Source organism: Mariluticola halotolerans, from assembly GCF_021611515.1.
Classification (GTDB): domain Bacteria; phylum Pseudomonadota; class Alphaproteobacteria; order Rhizobiales; family Devosiaceae; genus Mariluticola; species Mariluticola halotolerans.
This window is the reverse complement of sequence record NZ_CP090960.1, coordinates 1,089,774-1,105,639: the sequence shown is the minus strand read 5'-3', so window position 1 is coordinate 1,105,639 and position 15,866 is coordinate 1,089,774. Positions and strand designations below refer to the sequence as shown.

Here is a 15,866-nt window from a genome sequence, read left to right as displayed (position 1 = left end):
CTATGGGTAAGAGGGCGTTAAAGAGAAACGGCATAAGCTGGCCCCTCAATGATCTGACGGTGACAAGCGGCCGACAATGACAACCAGAGTAACGACCATGGCAAGTGCAGGACTTGCCGCCTTGCGCTTGTGCGCGGCGGCCCTGCTGGCTTGTGTCTTTCTGGCGGCCACAGCCCTTGCCCAGCAGGATATCAGCAATCTCGAACCAGCCGATATCCAGACCGAGGAACATGCAAATTATGCCCGCCTGATCCTCACCTTTCCCGAGCGGCTGGAAATGCCCGCCTATGAAGCCAGCTGGGATAATGGCGTCATGGTCGTGACCTTTGACACGCCGATCAATATCTCCTGGCCGGATCTTGCGGAAAAGCTGCCCAAATTCATCTCCGCTGCCCGTGTCGATCCGGATAACAAGGGCCTTCGGCTGGGTCTGCGCCGCGATTTCCGCGTCAATACCACCGAGGCCGGCGAAAGCCTTTATATCGATATTCTGGCCCCGGACTGGCAGGGGCTTGAGCCGGGCCTGCCGCGCGAGGTGGTGGAAAAGCTCTCCAAACGTGCCCGCGATGCCGTCAATGTCGCCGAGCAGAAGCGCAAGGCGGAATATGCCCGTCTCAACAAGCCCACCGCCAGCGTGCGTGTCGGGCGGCACCCCACATTTGTGCGCCTGATGGTCGACTGGAGCATTGATGTAAAAGCCGATTTCAGCTTTGCCGAAGGCAAAGGCGAACTCAGCTTCGATTGGCCGGTGCCGATAGATCTATATGCGCTGGAATCGGATCTGCCCGCGGAAATCCTTGCGGTTGAAGATGAGGTCGATGCAACCGGCAGCCGGGTGACCCTTAAAACCGCCGAAGGCGTGACCCCGCGCTTTTATGCGCTTTCGAACCGGCAATATGTGATCGATTTCGACCTGCTTAACCCGCAGCCGACCGAGGTTGATCTCTCAGCGCTGCTGCCCGATGGCGCAGCGACGCCCGGCGAGATGGCCACGCCCGAACCGGAGGCGGCAGACGCCGGTGTGACGCTGGATGTGCCCAAACAGCAGGCAGCGGTCCATATCACCCCTTATGTCAACAAGATCGGCTCCACACTGCGCGTCGTTTTCCCGTTTGAGGAGGAAACCGCCGCGGCCGTTTTCCGCCGCGCCGACACGCTCTGGATGGTGTTCGACACCAAAGCGACCATTGGCGCACCGGCTGATGATGCTGATATGGCCAGGATCGCCCGCGAATTTTCCGTGGTCCCGGCCGGCGAAACCTCGGTCGTGCGTATTTCGCTTGCGGTCGACCGGCTGGCGACTCTCGGTTCCGAGGGGCGCTCGTGGGTCCTCTCGCTCGGCGATATGGTGCTGGCCCCCGCCGAACTGGTGGCCCTCAACCGGCGGCAGAATGAAGAAGGGCTGTTCGAAGTCACCGCCGACATGAACCGCCCCGCCAAAGTGCATCAATTGCGTGATCCCGAAGTGGGCGACGTGCTGGAAGTCGTCACCGCATTCCCGCCCTCGCGGGGCATTGTCCGCGATCTTGAATATGTCGATTTCGCCGCCCTGCGTTCGGTGCATGGTCTGGTCATCCAGCCGCTGCACGAGGATGTAACGGTCGATATCGAAGACCAGAATGCCGTCATTCGCGCCAAGCGCGGCCTGATTGTCTCCACCCCCGTGGTCGCCCGCGCGGCCGAGGGTGACGCGGCGGGCCGCCAGCGCGATGGCTTTCTCGACCTGACCGCGCTGATCGAGGAAAATCCCGGCAGGCTGGTGGCCCGCGCCGATGACCTGATGCAAATGGCCGCTGACGCAGAACGCCGCCAGCTCGACGGGGCCCGCTTCGAGCTGGGCCGCTTCCTGCTGGCCAACCAGTTGCCCTATGAAGCGCTGGGCGTGCTCAAGGTCCTCCAGCGTGATGTCACAATCCCGGAACTGGTTGAGCCGGTCGATCTGGCCGTTGCGGCAGCAACCACAATGGCGGACCGCTGGGATGAAGCGCTCAAGGTGCTCAATTCCGAGACCATGTCCGCCAAGCCCGATGCCCTCATCTGGCGCACCATTGCCCGTGTCGGTAATGATGAATTCTCCGGGGCCCTGCGTGACGCGATTTCCGCCACGCCTTCGATTGACGACTATCCCGCCTTTGTGCGCGAGCGGTTCCTGCTTGCCGGTATTGAGGCCGCAGTCGAGGAAAACGATATCGCAACAGCCACCCGCTTTTTCGGTCTGGTCGACACAGCCGCGCTCGATCCGGAAATGCTCAGCCGTTATGAAATTCTCTCGGCCCGGGTCGATGAGGCGGCGGGGCGGTTCGATGAGGCGCTGGATACCTATGGGCAGGTGCTCACCGCCGATATTCGCCCCACCCATGCCGAGGCTGTCTATCGCACCATGGCGTTGCTCGACCGCATGGACCGGCTGGACACAGCGCTTGCTGCTGACACTTTGGCCACCGAGGCTGCTGTCTGGCGCGGCAATGAGCTTGAAGCCAAAATGCTCAAAATGCTGGCCGAGCTCAATTTCCGCAACAGCGCCTATCGCGAGGCATTCGAGACCGTGCGGGCTCTCGCCACCGCCCATCCGGACAGCGATGCAGCTTATGACCTGATGGAAGAGGCGCGGGCCAATTTCGCCGACCTTTATCTCAATGGCCGCGCCGATTCCATGCAGCCCATCGATGCGCTGACCCTTTATTACGATTTCCGCGAGCTGACGCCGGCCGGTGCGCGTGGCGACGAAATGGTGCGCAATCTTGCCCGTCGCCTCGTCAAGTTCGACCTTTTGGCCCAGGCCTCAGAATTGCTGCAATATCAGGTCGATAACCGCCTCGATGGCGCGGCAAAGGCCCAGATTGCCGCCGATCTGGCCGTGATCTATCTCGCCGATCGCAAACCCGATCTGGCGCTCGATACCCTCAATGCCACAAGGCTTGCCGGCATCTCACCCAATCTCGAGCGGCAGCGCCGCATTCTCGAGGCGCGTGCCATGGTCGATGCCGGGCGGCAGGATCTGGCGCTAGATATTCTCTCCCGTCTCGACGGGCGCGATGCCGACCTCTTGCGGGTGGATGCCGAATGGCGCGCCAAGCGTTACGGCAGGGCCAGCGAAATTCTCGAACGCCTTTATGCAAATGCCAGCGCCGAGGGGGGCTTTTCACAGCATGCGCGGCTGAATATCGTCAAGGCAGCGGTGGGCTTTGTGCTCGATGATGACCGGATTGGTATCACCCGGTTGCGCGAACGCTATAGCGACCGCATGTCCGAAACCCCGGAATGGCCGCTGTTCAATTTCGTCACCGGGCGGGTCGAGGTCACCAGCCTCGAATTCCGCAAACTGGCCGCCGAGGTGTCCGGCGCAGACTCACTCAATGCGTTTCTGGCCACCTATGGCGAAACCTATGGCATGGACGGCGCCCTGGCCCCACGCCTCGCAGCGCCGGGCACAGACGCTTAGCCGACGAGCCTGGGGCGTTGCCTTAACACCACCCTCATCCTGAGCCTGTCGAAGGATGGGCGGCGGGCACGGTTTTAAAACCAGTATGGTTCGACAGGCTCACCATGAGGGTTGGGGGACCACAGCGTCATTCCCGTGAAAACGGGAATCCAGCTGCGGGCAGTCCTGCCCGCGAAAACCATCCTTCGCACCGCCGACGCGGTGCACTGGATCCCCGCCTGCGCGGGGATGACAAAGCGCAGCTTTATGCCACCACGCACCCCACACGCGGGGAAGTGTCAGTGACCGCTCGTGACGACGAAGGGTGTCAGACGCAATACTGGGACGTGGCCTAAACCGAGACGAAACTGCGCACCAGTGAGCCGGCCACCAGATGCCAGCCATCCACCAGCACGAAAAAGATCAGCTTGAAGGGCAGTGAAATCACCACTGGCGGCAACATCATCATGCCCATCGACATCAGCACCGAGGCGACGATCATGTCGATGACGATAAACGGCACGAACAGCAGAAAGCCGATTTCAAAGGCGCGGCGCAGTTCCGAAATCATGAAGGCGGGCACCAGAACCTGCAAGGGCAGGGCTTCCGGCTCGGCGGGTGGTTCACCGCCGGTCATGTCCAGAAACAGTTCCAGATCCTTTTCGCGCACATTGGCGCGCATGAAGGTGTGCACCGGCACAACCGAGCGGTCAAAAGCCTCGCTCATTTCAATCTCACCTGCAATCAGCGGCGAAAGGCCATTGTCATAGACCTGCTGCAGGGTGGGGGCCATGATGAAGGCGGTGAGGAACAGCGCCAGCGAAATCATGACCGAATTGGGCGGCGCGGTTTGCAGCCCGATGGCCGTGCGCAACAGTGACAACACAATCACGATGCGCGTGAAACTGGTCACCATGACCAGAATCGAGGGGGCCAGTGACAGAACCGTAATCAGCCCAACCATCTGGATAACGCGCTCTGTCAGCGTCGCGTCATTGCCAAAATCGATGGAAATGTCCTGGGCAAGCGCCAGGCCGGGCAACAGGGTCAAAGCCAGCAATGCGGCCAGACCCAGGGCACCCCGCCTGGTCAATAGCGGCTTAAAGCGTTGTTTCAGCCTTCTTGTCGCTGTCACCTTCTTTTGCACTGTCGTTGCCGCCGTCCGTGTCATTATGCACGTCAACCACCGGCGCTTTGGCACGGGATTGCTCTTTGGGTTCCTCAGATTGTGTAACTGAGTCGCTGGCGACTGCGGCCTCATTCTTGGATTCATCCGCCGAAGGTTGGGGATGAAGCGCCGGTTCCACCCGCGTTGTGGGGCGCAACAGGCCGGTATGGCGCAGAGAAGTCGAGCGGCGCAGCGCCGGACGGCTGTCCGGGGTCACCGGGTCAATCTCGGGAATGGCGGCCGTGCTGTCACTGCGCGTCTCGGGCTGCGGCGCCGGTGCGGCCATGGTCGCCGGCGCGGCTGCAGGCATGGGGGCAGGGGCCGGTTCAGGCGCGGGCGTTGGTGCCGGGGCCGGGGCGGGCGTATTGGCCTCGGCGGCGGGCACCACGGGTGCGGGCACAATGCGGCGTTTGGGACGTTTCACCGGTTCGGGTTCCGCAGGCGGTTCAATGCCGGTTTCAACAACCAGGTCCTGCGCGCCGCCCACCATCAGCAGATGTTCCACATTGTCCCGGCGCACCAGAATGAGCTGCCGCTTGGAATCAATGGCCGTGCTGTCGATCAGCGACAGGCGGCGATTGCGCCCGCGCCCCACACTATTGGTGGCATTGAACAGCATTTTCAGCGCCCAGAGCCCGAGCACGATCAGCACCAGCACGATGCCCAATGCCAGAACCACGGTGACGACAGTATTGCCTGTCCCACCAAAAAGACTTGTCAGAAAACCCACGCTTGAACTCCATGCTGAAAATTGAGTGGCCACCAAACCGGAATTTGTTGCCTAGCACATCGCATTACGCATGCAAATTGCACCGGGAACACACCTGAAAACTAGTTTGGTTAATAGGTTGTTAACTATAGGTGGGCAGGATTTGCCTAGTTGAGACTGGGAGTCGGCATATGGGAATCAGCCAGATACCGCTATTTGCGGCAATAACGCAGAAAATGCAGTGGCATCAGACCCGTCAGGGGCTGCTGGCCGAAAACGTTGCCAACGCGGAAACCCCAAACTACCGGGGCCGGGACCTGAAAGAATACAACTTTGCCGAGCATGTGGGGCAGTTTTCCACAGCGCAGGTCACAACCGCCGCCACCCAGAAGGGGCATTACGCGATTGCCTCCAGCGACACCAACGGCTTTGCGCCCCAGAAAATGAACAGTTTCGAGATCACGCCAGAGGGCAATGGGGTGACGCTGGAAGACGAGATGATGAAGGTCTCGGCCAACCAGATGGATTTTCAGGCGGCCACCACGCTGTACACGCGCTCGATACGGCTGATGCGCACCGCATTGGGAAGATAAAGGCAATAACCGATGAATGACTTCATGAATTCAATGCGGATTTCCGCAACCGGCCTGCACGCACAGACAGCGCGTATGCGCGTCATTGCGGAAAACATCGCCAATGCCGATTCTGCCGGCAAGACCCCGGATGAAGAACCCTACAGACGCCGCGTGCCGACTTTCAAGGCCGAGTTTGACCGCGAACTGGGCGGCTACGAGGTCAAGGTGGGCCGCATGGCCTATGATCTGTCGGATTTCGAGACCCGCTACGAGCCGGGCCATCCAGCAGCCGATGCCACAGGCTATGTGCGCTACCCCAATGTCGATCCGCTGATCGAGGCCATGGATATGCGCGAAGCCCAGCGCACCTATGAAGCCAATCTCAATGTCATCAGTTCCACGCGGCAAATGGTGGGTAGAACCCTCGATATCCTGCGCGGCTAGGCTGATCTTTTTTATGGAAAGCGATTGATACAATGAGCATGCCCTTCAACGCCGCCACCGCCGCCTATGGCCAGGCCCAGAACCTGATCAGCCAGGCTGGCAAATCCCAGCCCACCCCGGTCGATACCCAGGCTGCCGGCCCGAATTTCGGTGAACTGGTCTCCCAGAACCTGCAGTCGGTTGTGGAAGCCGGGAAGGTTTCTGACCAGACCTCGCTGGATATGATAAACGGTAAGGCCAATGTCGTGGATGCTGTCACCGCGATTTCCCAGACCGAAGTGGCCATCGAAAGCATGGTTGCGGTGCGGGATCGGGTCATCTCGGCATATGAAGAAATCATGCGCATGCCGATCTAGGCATGGATAAGGCGCAAAGGGCAGGGCATGACCGGTAATGAAGTCCTCGATATCAGCCGCGAAGGCATCTGGGTTCTGATCATTGTCTCTGCGCCCATGATGATTGTCGGTCTGGTCGTTGGCGTCATCATCGCCTTGTTTCAGGCTTTGACGCAAATCCAGGAAATGACTCTGGTTTTCGTGCCCAAGATTCTGGCGATCTTCGTCACCATGATTGTGGCCTTGCCCTTTATGGGGGCCACGCTGAACGCCTTCATGCTCCGAATAGCGGACATGATTGTCACGGGCGGTTAGCGTGACGGCCCCATGACCATCGGTCTCGACTGGCTGCCGCAAACAGCCTATTTTTACCTGCTCATTTTCGCACGTGTCGGCACCATGCTCATGCTGATGCCCGCCATTGGCGAGGGCATGATTCCCGCCCGCATGCGGCTCACCTTTGCGCTGTTGTTCTCGCTGGCGCTTTATCCGCTTCTGGTTGAAGGCCTGCCGCCCTTTGCCGAAAATAACCTGTTACAGGTCATGACCATCCTGCTGCATGAAATGGCGGTGGGCTTTATCATTGGCGGCATTGCCCGGCTGATTGTGTCCGCCGCGCAAACCGCCGGTGCCATCATCGCCTTTCAGGTCGGCCTGTCGATCGCCACCGCCGCCGATCCCACCCAGCAGGGGTCGCAGGGCGCGCTCATCGGCAGTTTCCTGTCCTTTCTCGGCCTGACGCTGATTTTCGCCACCGATATGCACTATCTCATCCTCTCCGCGATCTACGACAGTTACACGGTCTTCTCGCCCTCAAGCCCGCTCATGCTGGGAGATGCGGCCGATCTGGCCATTCGCACCATTTCCAGCGCCTTCAGTATCGCCATCCAGATGTCCGGGCCGTTTATTGTCTTCGGTCTGGTATTTTATCTGGGGCTGGGCATTCTCGCCCGGCTCATGCCGCAGGTGCAGGTGTTCTTTGTCGCCATGCCCGCCAATATCGGCATTGGCCTTTTGCTGCTGGCCCTGCTGCTGACCATGATGATGGGCTGGTATCTCACCCATATTGAAGATCATTTCATGATGTTGCGGGGCGGCAGATAATGGCCGACGAACCCGACAAGTCAGAAAAGACAGAGGACCCATCCCAGAAAAAGCTGGATGACGCCCATAAACGCGGCGATGTCGCCAAAAGCCAGGAAGTGACGACCTGGTTCATGATTTTCGGCTCAACGCTGGTGTTTGCCCTGCTGGCCCCCCGCGCCAGCGCCAGCTTGCTGACCACGCTGGAAACCGTGATGGCCAATGCCGATCTCTATGACGTTTCCGGCCCCGGCTTTCTGCGGTTTTTCTCCGGTCTGTCCTATTCCATCATGCTGATCGCCATCGTGCCGCTGGGTTTTCTCGCCATTGCAGCGGTTGCGGCCAACCTGATCCAGCACAAGCCCGTGCTCTCGGTCGATCCGATCAAACCGAAATGGTCCAAAATCTCACCGGCTGCCGGGTTCAAACGCCTGTTTTCCGCCGAATCCCTCGTCAACTTCCTCAAGGGGCTGCTGAAACTCACCATCGTTGGCGCGGTGATGTTCTTTGTGCTCTGGCCCGAGCGGGACCGGCTCGACACGCTGATGACCGTCGAACCGCTGATCATTCTGGCCGAGTTTCAGGAACTGGGGCTCAAGATTTTCGCCGCCACCCTGATCATCATCACCATCATTGCCGCCGCGGATTACATGTATCAGCGCTATCGCTGGTGGGAGCGCCAGAAGATGACGATCAAGGAAGTGCGTGACGAATACAAGCAGATGGAAGGTGACCCCCAGGTCAAGGGCCGCATCCGCCAGATCCGCCAGCAACGCGCCCAGAACCGCATGATGGCCTCCGTGCCAGATGCAACGGTCGTCGTCACCAACCCCACCCACTACGCCATCGCGCTCAAATATGATGAGACGATGAATGCCCCGGTCTGCGTCGCCAAGGGGGCTGATGCCATCGCCCTCAAAATTCGTGAACTGGCCAACGAGAACAAGGTGCCCATTGTTGAAAATCCGCCGCTGGCCCGCGCGCTTTATGTCAGTGTGGATATCGAGGGCACCATTCCCACCGAACATTTCAAGGCCGTTGCCCAGGTGATCGGCTATGTGATGCGGTTGAGATCGCGCAAGAGCTGGAGTTCCTGAGAGGATTTGTCCTTAAGGCAGATTTCGGGCACATAATGTGTAATATCTGATAGACTTAATACTTGAGGCTACCCAAGACCTTTGGCCATTTGCTAGGACTTGGGGCAGGGGCTGATTCGATGGGGAATCCGCGGCGCCCAAGGCAATATAAAGTGAGCTCGTACGGCAGTGGCGCCACGCAATGACGATCATTACCCTGAACCCCTGATTTCCCGGAAACCCGAAAGCTCGGGCACGTGGCGCGTTCTGCTGCTGGCGCTTGGCTTTGTTGTGGCCGCTGGCGCAGCCTCGCTTTATGGCGAAGCGCTGCCGGCAGAAACCATGCTGCTTATTCTCGGGCTTTTGGCCGTTGTTGGCGTTTTCTGCCTGTTCGCCTTCGCCGCCGGTCTGTTCCGCTTCGCAGGCGGCGGGGAAAAACGCACAATCAGCCGCGCCATGGTCGACAGCCTGCCCTTCGGCGCGCTGGTTGCCGAGCGCGAGGGCAAGATCATCTACTCCAATGCCCGCTATGCCCATTTCATGGACAATCGCGGCGGCATGCCCATCAGCATGCCGCGCCTCTTTGCCAATATGTCCGAGGCGAGCGAGGCGATTTACCGCCTGTCCCGCGCCGCCCGCGATGGCCGCCCGGCCACCGAGGATATCCGCCTGACCCGCCCGCTCGGCATTCCCCAGACCGAGGCGACCACCATGGCCAGCTGGTATCGGGTCAGCGTCCGCGCCTTGCCCGAAATCGACGGGGCGGCAAAGCCCTTGGTCATGTGGTCTATCGAGGATATTTCCCGCGACCGCGAAAATCAGGAAAACATCTTCCTCGAACTCCAGCGCGCCATCGATTATCTCGATCACGCACCGGCCGGCTTCTTCTCGGCCGACGCCAAGGGCCGCATTCAATACATCAACTCAACGCTGGCCGACTGGCTGGGCTATGATCTGGCCGAGTTCGAGAGCGGCTCGCTTGCCTTGCGCGATGTGGTGCGCGGCGACGGGGCCAGCCTGCTCATGGGCGGGCGTAGCGACGGGGAAATCCGCACCGAGATCATCGATATCGATCTGGTCCAGAGCAATGGCACCAGCATGCCGGTGCGCCTCTTGCATCGCGCAGCGCGTCTCGCCGAGGGTGAATTGGGCGAAACCCGCACCCTGGTGCTCGACCGGACCCGTGGTGCCGATAGTGACGAGGATTTGCGCGCCGCTGAAGTGCGCTTCTCGCGCTTCTTCAACGACACGCCTTTTGCTATTGCCACCCTCGATCAGGAGGGGCGCATCATGCGCACCAACGCGCCTTTCACCCGGATTTTCGGGCTGGATGCGGTGGAACGCAGCGTCGAGGGGCAATATCTCGCCGATCTGATTACCGAGGATCATCGCACAGCCGTTGCCGAATCCATCGCCGATGCCGGGGCCAAGCGCTCCGATATTGCGCCCGTCGATGTCATGCTCAATCAGGATGGCGATCACGCGGCCCGGCTTTACGTTTCCAGTTCCGAGGAAGTGCAGGGCTCGCCCGAGCGCGTCATCGTTTATGCCCTGGATATGACCGACCAGCGCAAGCTGGAAGCCCAGTTCGCGCAAGGCCAGAAAATGCAGGCCGTCGGCCAGCTCGCCGGTGGTGTGGCGCACGATTTCAACAACGTGCTGACCGCCATTATCGGCTTTTCCGATCTCCTGCTCTTGAAGCACAAGGCCACCGATCCGTCCTTCTCCGACATTATGTCGATCAAGCAGAGCGCCAACCGCGCCGCCGGGCTTGTGCGCCAGTTGCTGGCCTTCTCGCGCCGCCAGACCCTTCGCCCGCAAGTGCTTGAAATACCAACCCATATCGATGATCTGACAGTGTTGCTCAAACGCCTGATCGGCGAGCAGATCAGCCTTGATGTCGAACATGGCAATGATATCTGGCCGGTCCGTGCCGATCTGGTGCAGCTGGAACAGGTCATCATCAACCTGGTGGTCAACGCGCGCGACGCCATGCCCGAGGGCGGCCAGATCATTCTGCGCACCCGCAATATCACCGCCTATCAGGCCGAAAGCCTTGATTATCAGGGCATGCCCGCTGCCGACTATGTCCAGATCGAAGTCGAGGATGGCGGCACCGGCATCGATCCCGAAATCATCGAGAAGATCTTCGATCCCTTCTTCTCCACCAAGGAACTGGGCAAGGGCACCGGGCTGGGCCTTTCCATGGTCTATGGCATTGTCAAACAGACCGGCGGCTTCATTTACGCCGATTCAGAAGTCGGCAAAGGCACCACCTTCCGCCTGTTCCTGCCCCGCCACATCGTGGCCGCTGGCGAGGTGACCGAAAAAGTCGTTGCCGCCCCGGTCAAGGATCTGACCGGCCATGAACGCATCCTGATCGTGGAAGACGAGGAAAGCGTCCGCACCTTCTCCGCCCGCGCGCTGGCCACCACCGGTTACGAGGTCTACGAGGCCGAAGGCGGCGAGGAAGCGCTGGAATTGCTCGATGAGATCGATGGCGAACTCGATCTGATGATTTCCGACGTGGTCATGCCCGAAATGGATGGCCCCGCCTTGCTCAAAATCGTCCGCAAACGCTTCCCCAACCTCAAGGTGATCTTTGTCTCCGGCTACGCCGAGGAAAGCGTGCGCAAGGACATAGAAGACGACCGCAGCGTCGAATTCCTGCCCAAACCCTATTCGCTTGACCAGATCAATTCCAAGGTCAAGGAAGTCCTGCAATCGGGTGACGACGAGTAGGTTTGAGCGGGTAGCGAGCGCCGTCATTGCGAGCGCCAAGAGCGCGCATCTGAGCCTGCGGCATGCCCCTTTTTCCCTCCCCTTGATGGGGAGGGTGGCCCGGCAAAGCCGGGTCGGGTGGGGTGGAGCCACGAACTCTATATTCGCGGAGAGATTGCAGACTCTTTGTTTGGCCCTTCGGGCGCCCCCCACCCTTGATCCCTCCCCACAAGGGGGAGGGAGAAGAAGTCTCTGCGCACGCTTCCTCAAACCCTCGTCCTTCGACAGGCTCAGGATGACGGTTTGGGGGAGCGCACACACACCCTCATGATATCCCTCAATCGTCATACTCGGGCTTGACCCGAGTACCCATGCGATATTGCTGCGTTTCAGGTGGGCGTGGAGTGACTTTGTCCCGCCCTCTGTCGGTGTGGATGACGGGTCATGAGCCCTCGGGTCAAGCCCGAGGGAGAAGGTGGGGGTGGTTGGTTTGCGAGTGCCACGATCTTCGTCATTGCGAGCGCCAAAGGCGCGCGGCAATCCAGGAGCGGCAGATACCGGCATTTGCGGCTCTGGATCGCCACGGCGCTGCGCGCCTCGCGATGACGAAGGGGGGTGAGCAAAAAGGGAACGGCTCCAGCCCATAAAAGCCGGCACCCCTCAGGGACGCCGACTTTGAACCATCAAACGCAATAATATCAAACAGTCTTGCCGCTCGGCAGCGGGGTGCCGGGGGCAAACAGGCCCTTGTCGGCCATGGCGTCCCAGACCCCGTCGGGAATATCAACCGCCCACCAGTCGAGAATTTGCTGCAATTCGGTCGGCGTGCGCGGGCCGGGAATGACCGAGGCGACCGCCGGGTGGGTCAGCGGAAACTTCAATGCGGCGGCGGGCATGGCCACGCCGAAATCGGCACAGACCGACTGGATGATCCCGACCTTGCGCACGATCTCTTCCGGGGCCTTGCCATAGTTCCAGGTGTCGCCGCCCACCAGAATGCCCGAATTGAACGGCCCGCCGATGACAACGGACGCCTTGCGGGCAATGCAGGTTTCAAGGAAGGGCGACAGCGAGGTCTGCTCTAAAAGCGTATAGCGCCCGGCCAGCAGGAATGCGTCCCAGTCGCCCAATTCAAAGGCGTCCATCAGCACTTCCCACTCATTGACCCCAAGGCCAATGGCAGAAACCGTGCCGTTATCGCGCAGTTCACGCAAGGCCTTGTAGCCGCCCTGATTGGCCAACTGGTCCCAAAGCACCGCATTGCGCGCCTTGCCATGGGTCGCCTCGCCAATGTCGTGCACATAAAGAATATCGACGCGATTGAGGCCCAGCCGCTGCAAACTGTCCTCGAACGAGCGCATGATCGCGTCATAGCTATAATCGAACACATCGACAAACGGCAGCGGATCGACCCAGCCATTGGGCGGGTCATAAGGCCCGAATTGCGGGGCCAGCAGACGGCCAACCTTGGTGGAAAGGATCAGCTCTTCGCGCCGGGCGCGCACCCCGTCGCCCACCAGCCGTTCGGATTTGCCAAAACCATAAAACGGCGCGGTATCGATATAATCAATGCCGGCCTCCAGCGCGGCGGCGATTGTCGCCCGCGCATCTGTCTCCGCCACAGCCGCCATATTCCCCGCAAGGCTGGCGCAGCCAAGGCCAAGCGTTGGAATTTCAAGTTTCGTTTCGCCAAGGCGGCGCTTTTCGAACTGCATCGCTTAAATCCCTTCGTCTCGCCCGCTCAATGCTAACATGTTAGCTTCGACTGCATAGCGCTCATTCATGCCTGCCGCAAGTTGGCGGCAGGCAAAAATTTCGACGGGGATACGGGATAGGGATCAGTAAAGCGGTGCGATCTTCAGTTCGTGCTCTGGCTGAATCTCAATCGGGTTGTGCAGCGGCAGGCCGAAGGCCGGGGCCGAAATCTCGAACACATCGCCTTCTTTTGTGCGCACGTTATCGGCAAAGCTCAGTGTCGCCGTACCGAACATGTGCACGTGGATGTCGCCGGGCGTGCGGAACAGATCATATTTGAAGTGATGATATTCCAGATTGGCAATGGTGTGGGACATGTTGTCTTCACCCGAAAGGAACGGCTTTTCCCAAACTGTTTCGCCATTGCGCGTGATGCGCGAGGTGCCCGAAATATCCGCTGGCAGATCACCCACCAGCAGTTCCGGCCCATAGGAGCAGGCGCGAAGCTTGGAATGGGCGAGGAACAGGTAATTCACCCGCTCGGTCACATGGTCGGAAAACTCATTGGCAATGGCAAAGCCAAGGCGGCGCGGCTGCCCGTCCGGGCCCACAATATAGATCCCGGCAATTTCCGGCTCTTCCCCGGCATCCTCAGCAAAGCTGGGGGAGGGGATGGCCTGGCCCGGAGCCACAACCGCATGGCCATTGCCCTTGTAGAACCATTCCGGCTGCACGCCCTTTTCGCCGGGCTTCGGCTTGCCGCCCTCAAGTCCCATGCGGAACATTTTCATCGAATCGGTCAGCTTGGCTTCAGCATCCGCATCGGCGGATTTATGCATGGAATCGCGGGTAGAGGCCGAGCCAAGATGGGTCAGGCCCGTGCCGGTGACATAAAGATGGGCGGGATCGGGATGATCGATCGGCGGCAAAAGGCGGCCTTCGGCTGCAATCTCGGCGGTATCCACCGGCGCGCCAAACCCGCGGTCATCCGCTTGCTCACGCAGCGTGCGCCCGGCCGCAATCGCGGCCTGCGCCAGTTCATAGACCGATTGCGTATTGTTGAGGGTGAGGGCCTGCCCATTCTCGACAAGCGCCACAGCGCGCGCGCCGTCACGGGTGGTAAACTGTATCAGGTTCATGCGGTCTCATCCCTGTCTCAAAAATCAAAAATTTGCGTGCCACCCCGCGTCCTCCCACCGGATAGCCCGCGTGTCTTAGCCGAGTACCGCAGCTTTTTCCAGCCTCCACTGCGAATGCCGGCACCACGGCACCCCGATTCGGAATGCCCGGTTTTTTATGCGCGTAATAAAAACAGATGTTCTCGCTTTGATCTTGACAATTTAGAAACAAAATGAGAACAAAGTGAATACATACGGCGGACAGCCGCTCCATGGGTATTCGCGTTGCGCGAAGCCGGACGGCGTGAAATAAGGATACGAGAATGGCACAGGCACAGCTTCGCGTAGTAGACGGTGGATCAATGGACAAGAGCAAGGCGCTGGAAGCAGCGTTGACCCAGATTGAGCGCAATTTCGGCAAAGGGTCGATCATGCGCATGGGCGAAAACGCCATCATGGAAGTTGAAACCGTGCCAACCGGTTCGCTGGGCCTTGATATTGCTCTGGGCATTGGCGGCCTGCCGCGCGGCCGCATTGTTGAAGTGTTCGGGCCGGAAAGCTCCGGCAAGACAACCCTGGCGCTGCATGTCATCGCCGAAGCCCAGAAAAAGGGCGGCATCTGCGCCTTTGTCGATGCCGAGCATGCGCTCGATCCCATCTATGCCCGCAAGCTGGGCGTCAGCGTCGATGAATTGCTGATCTCCCAGCCCGACGCCGGTGAACAGGCGCTTGAGATTGCCGATACGCTGGTGCGCTCCGGTGCCATTGATGTGCTGGTGGTCGATTCCGTCGCCGCGCTGACCCCGCGCGCCGAGCTTGAAGGTGAAATGGGCGACTCGCTGCCTGGTCTTCAGGCCCGTTTGATGAGCCAGGCCATGCGCAAGCTGACCGGCTCGATCTCCAAATCCAAGACCATGGTGATCTTCATCAACCAGATCCGCATGAAGATCGGCGTCATGTTCGGTTCGCCCGAAACAACGACCGGCGGCAATGCGCTCAAATTCTATTCCTCCGTCCGCCTCGATATCCGCCGCATCGGCGCGATCAAGGACCGGGATGAGGTTGTGGGCAACCAGACCCGCGTCAAAGTGGTCAAGAACAAGCTGGCCCCGCCTTTCCGTCAGGTCGAATTCGACATCATGTATGGCGAAGGCATTTCCAAGACCGGTGAATTGCTCGATCTGGGTGTGAAGGCCGGTATCGTTGAAAAATCCGGGTCATGGTTCTCCTATGACAGCCAGCGGCTGGGGCAGGGACGGGAAAATTCCCGCCAGTTCCTCAAGGAAAATCCCGAGATCGCCAATATCATCGAACAGGGTGTGCGCGAGAGCGCCGGCATTCTCTCCGAGCAATTGCTGGCTGATCGCTCCGGCGAGACTGACACAGATGACAGCCCCGTATCGGACAGCGACGACTGATGATCTGAGCGGGCAGGCAACTGCTTTCGATCTTTGAAAAAAGGGGCGCCATGGTGCCCCTTTTGCGTTTCTGACCCGTCAAATTAAGCTTCGTCCGGCAAAA

13 protein-coding genes are annotated in these 15,866 nt (G+C 59.8%); 9 read left to right on the top strand and 4 right to left on the bottom strand.

Annotated elements, in window-relative coordinates; genetic code table 11:
- Positions 1-76: 76 nt before the first annotated feature.
- Positions 77-3,442: a hypothetical protein gene (locus L1P08_RS05360; RefSeq protein ID WP_303618971.1), complete on the top strand. Its 3,366-nt coding sequence runs from the start codon at positions 77-79 to the stop codon at positions 3,440-3,442.
- A gap of 331 nt (positions 3,443-3,773) precedes the next feature.
- Here the strand turns inward: L1P08_RS05360 and fliP are convergent, their stop codons facing one another.
- Entirely contained in the window at positions 3,774-4,592 is an 819-nt protein-coding gene (fliP, locus tag L1P08_RS05355; RefSeq protein ID WP_303618970.1) for a flagellar type III secretion system pore protein FliP, read from the bottom strand.
- Entirely contained in the window at positions 4,522-5,319 is a 798-nt protein-coding gene (locus L1P08_RS05350) for a flagellar biosynthetic protein FliO (RefSeq protein ID WP_303618969.1), read from the bottom strand. The genes fliP and L1P08_RS05350 overlap by 71 nt, the downstream gene beginning before the upstream one ends.
- A gap of 170 nt (positions 5,320-5,489) precedes the next feature.
- Between L1P08_RS05350 and flgB the strand changes: the two genes are divergently transcribed.
- The 7 genes from flgB (at position 5,490) to cckA (ending at position 11,553) form a co-directional block, all read left to right on the top strand.
- On the top strand, positions 5,490-5,891 hold the full coding sequence (gene flgB, locus L1P08_RS05345) for a flagellar basal body rod protein FlgB (RefSeq protein WP_303618968.1): 402 nt from the start codon (positions 5,490-5,492) through the stop codon (positions 5,889-5,891).
- 24 nt (positions 5,892-5,915) lie between these two features.
- Complete coding sequence (gene flgC, locus L1P08_RS05340; protein ID WP_303618967.1) at positions 5,916-6,317, top strand: flagellar basal body rod protein FlgC; 402 nt, start codon at positions 5,916-5,918, stop codon at positions 6,315-6,317.
- A 32-nt stretch (positions 6,318-6,349) separates the two neighbouring features.
- Entirely contained in the window at positions 6,350-6,673 is a 324-nt protein-coding gene (fliE, locus tag L1P08_RS05335; RefSeq protein WP_303618966.1) for a flagellar hook-basal body complex protein FliE, read from the top strand.
- A gap of 27 nt (positions 6,674-6,700) precedes the next feature.
- The gene (gene fliQ / locus L1P08_RS05330) at positions 6,701-6,967 is read left to right on the top strand and encodes a flagellar biosynthesis protein FliQ (RefSeq protein WP_303618965.1); all 267 of its coding nucleotides are present in this window, start codon (positions 6,701-6,703) and stop codon (positions 6,965-6,967) included.
- A 12-nt stretch (positions 6,968-6,979) separates the two neighbouring features.
- Entirely contained in the window at positions 6,980-7,756 is a 777-nt protein-coding gene (gene fliR, locus L1P08_RS05325; protein ID WP_303618964.1) for a flagellar biosynthetic protein FliR, read from the top strand.
- Complete coding sequence (flhB, locus tag L1P08_RS05320) at positions 7,756-8,832, top strand: flagellar biosynthesis protein FlhB (protein WP_303618963.1); 1,077 nt, start codon at positions 7,756-7,758, stop codon at positions 8,830-8,832. Before fliR ends, flhB begins: the two co-directional genes overlap by 1 nt.
- Positions 8,833-9,000: 168 nt before the next feature.
- Entirely contained in the window at positions 9,001-11,553 is a 2,553-nt protein-coding gene (gene cckA / locus L1P08_RS05315) for a cell cycle histidine kinase CckA (protein ID WP_303618962.1), read from the top strand.
- Between the two features lie 677 nt (positions 11,554-12,230).
- Here the strand turns inward: cckA and L1P08_RS05310 are convergent.
- Both L1P08_RS05310 and araD1 read right to left on the bottom strand, forming a co-directional pair.
- Positions 12,231-13,247 carry an aldo/keto reductase gene (locus L1P08_RS05310; protein WP_303618961.1) on the bottom strand — a complete coding sequence of 339 codons (1,017 nt, stop codon included), beginning with the start codon at positions 13,245-13,247 and terminating at the stop codon, positions 12,231-12,233.
- Between the two features lie 123 nt (positions 13,248-13,370).
- Entirely contained in the window at positions 13,371-14,366 is a 996-nt protein-coding gene (gene araD1, locus L1P08_RS05305; RefSeq protein ID WP_303618960.1) for an AraD1 family protein, read from the bottom strand.
- Positions 14,367-14,668: 302 nt separating this feature from the next.
- Here araD1 and recA point away from each other — a divergent pair, with 302 nt between their 5' ends.
- Entirely contained in the window at positions 14,669-15,763 is a 1,095-nt protein-coding gene (gene recA, locus L1P08_RS05300; protein ID WP_303618959.1) for a recombinase RecA, read from the top strand.
- The last annotated feature ends 103 nt before the right edge of the window (positions 15,764-15,866 follow it).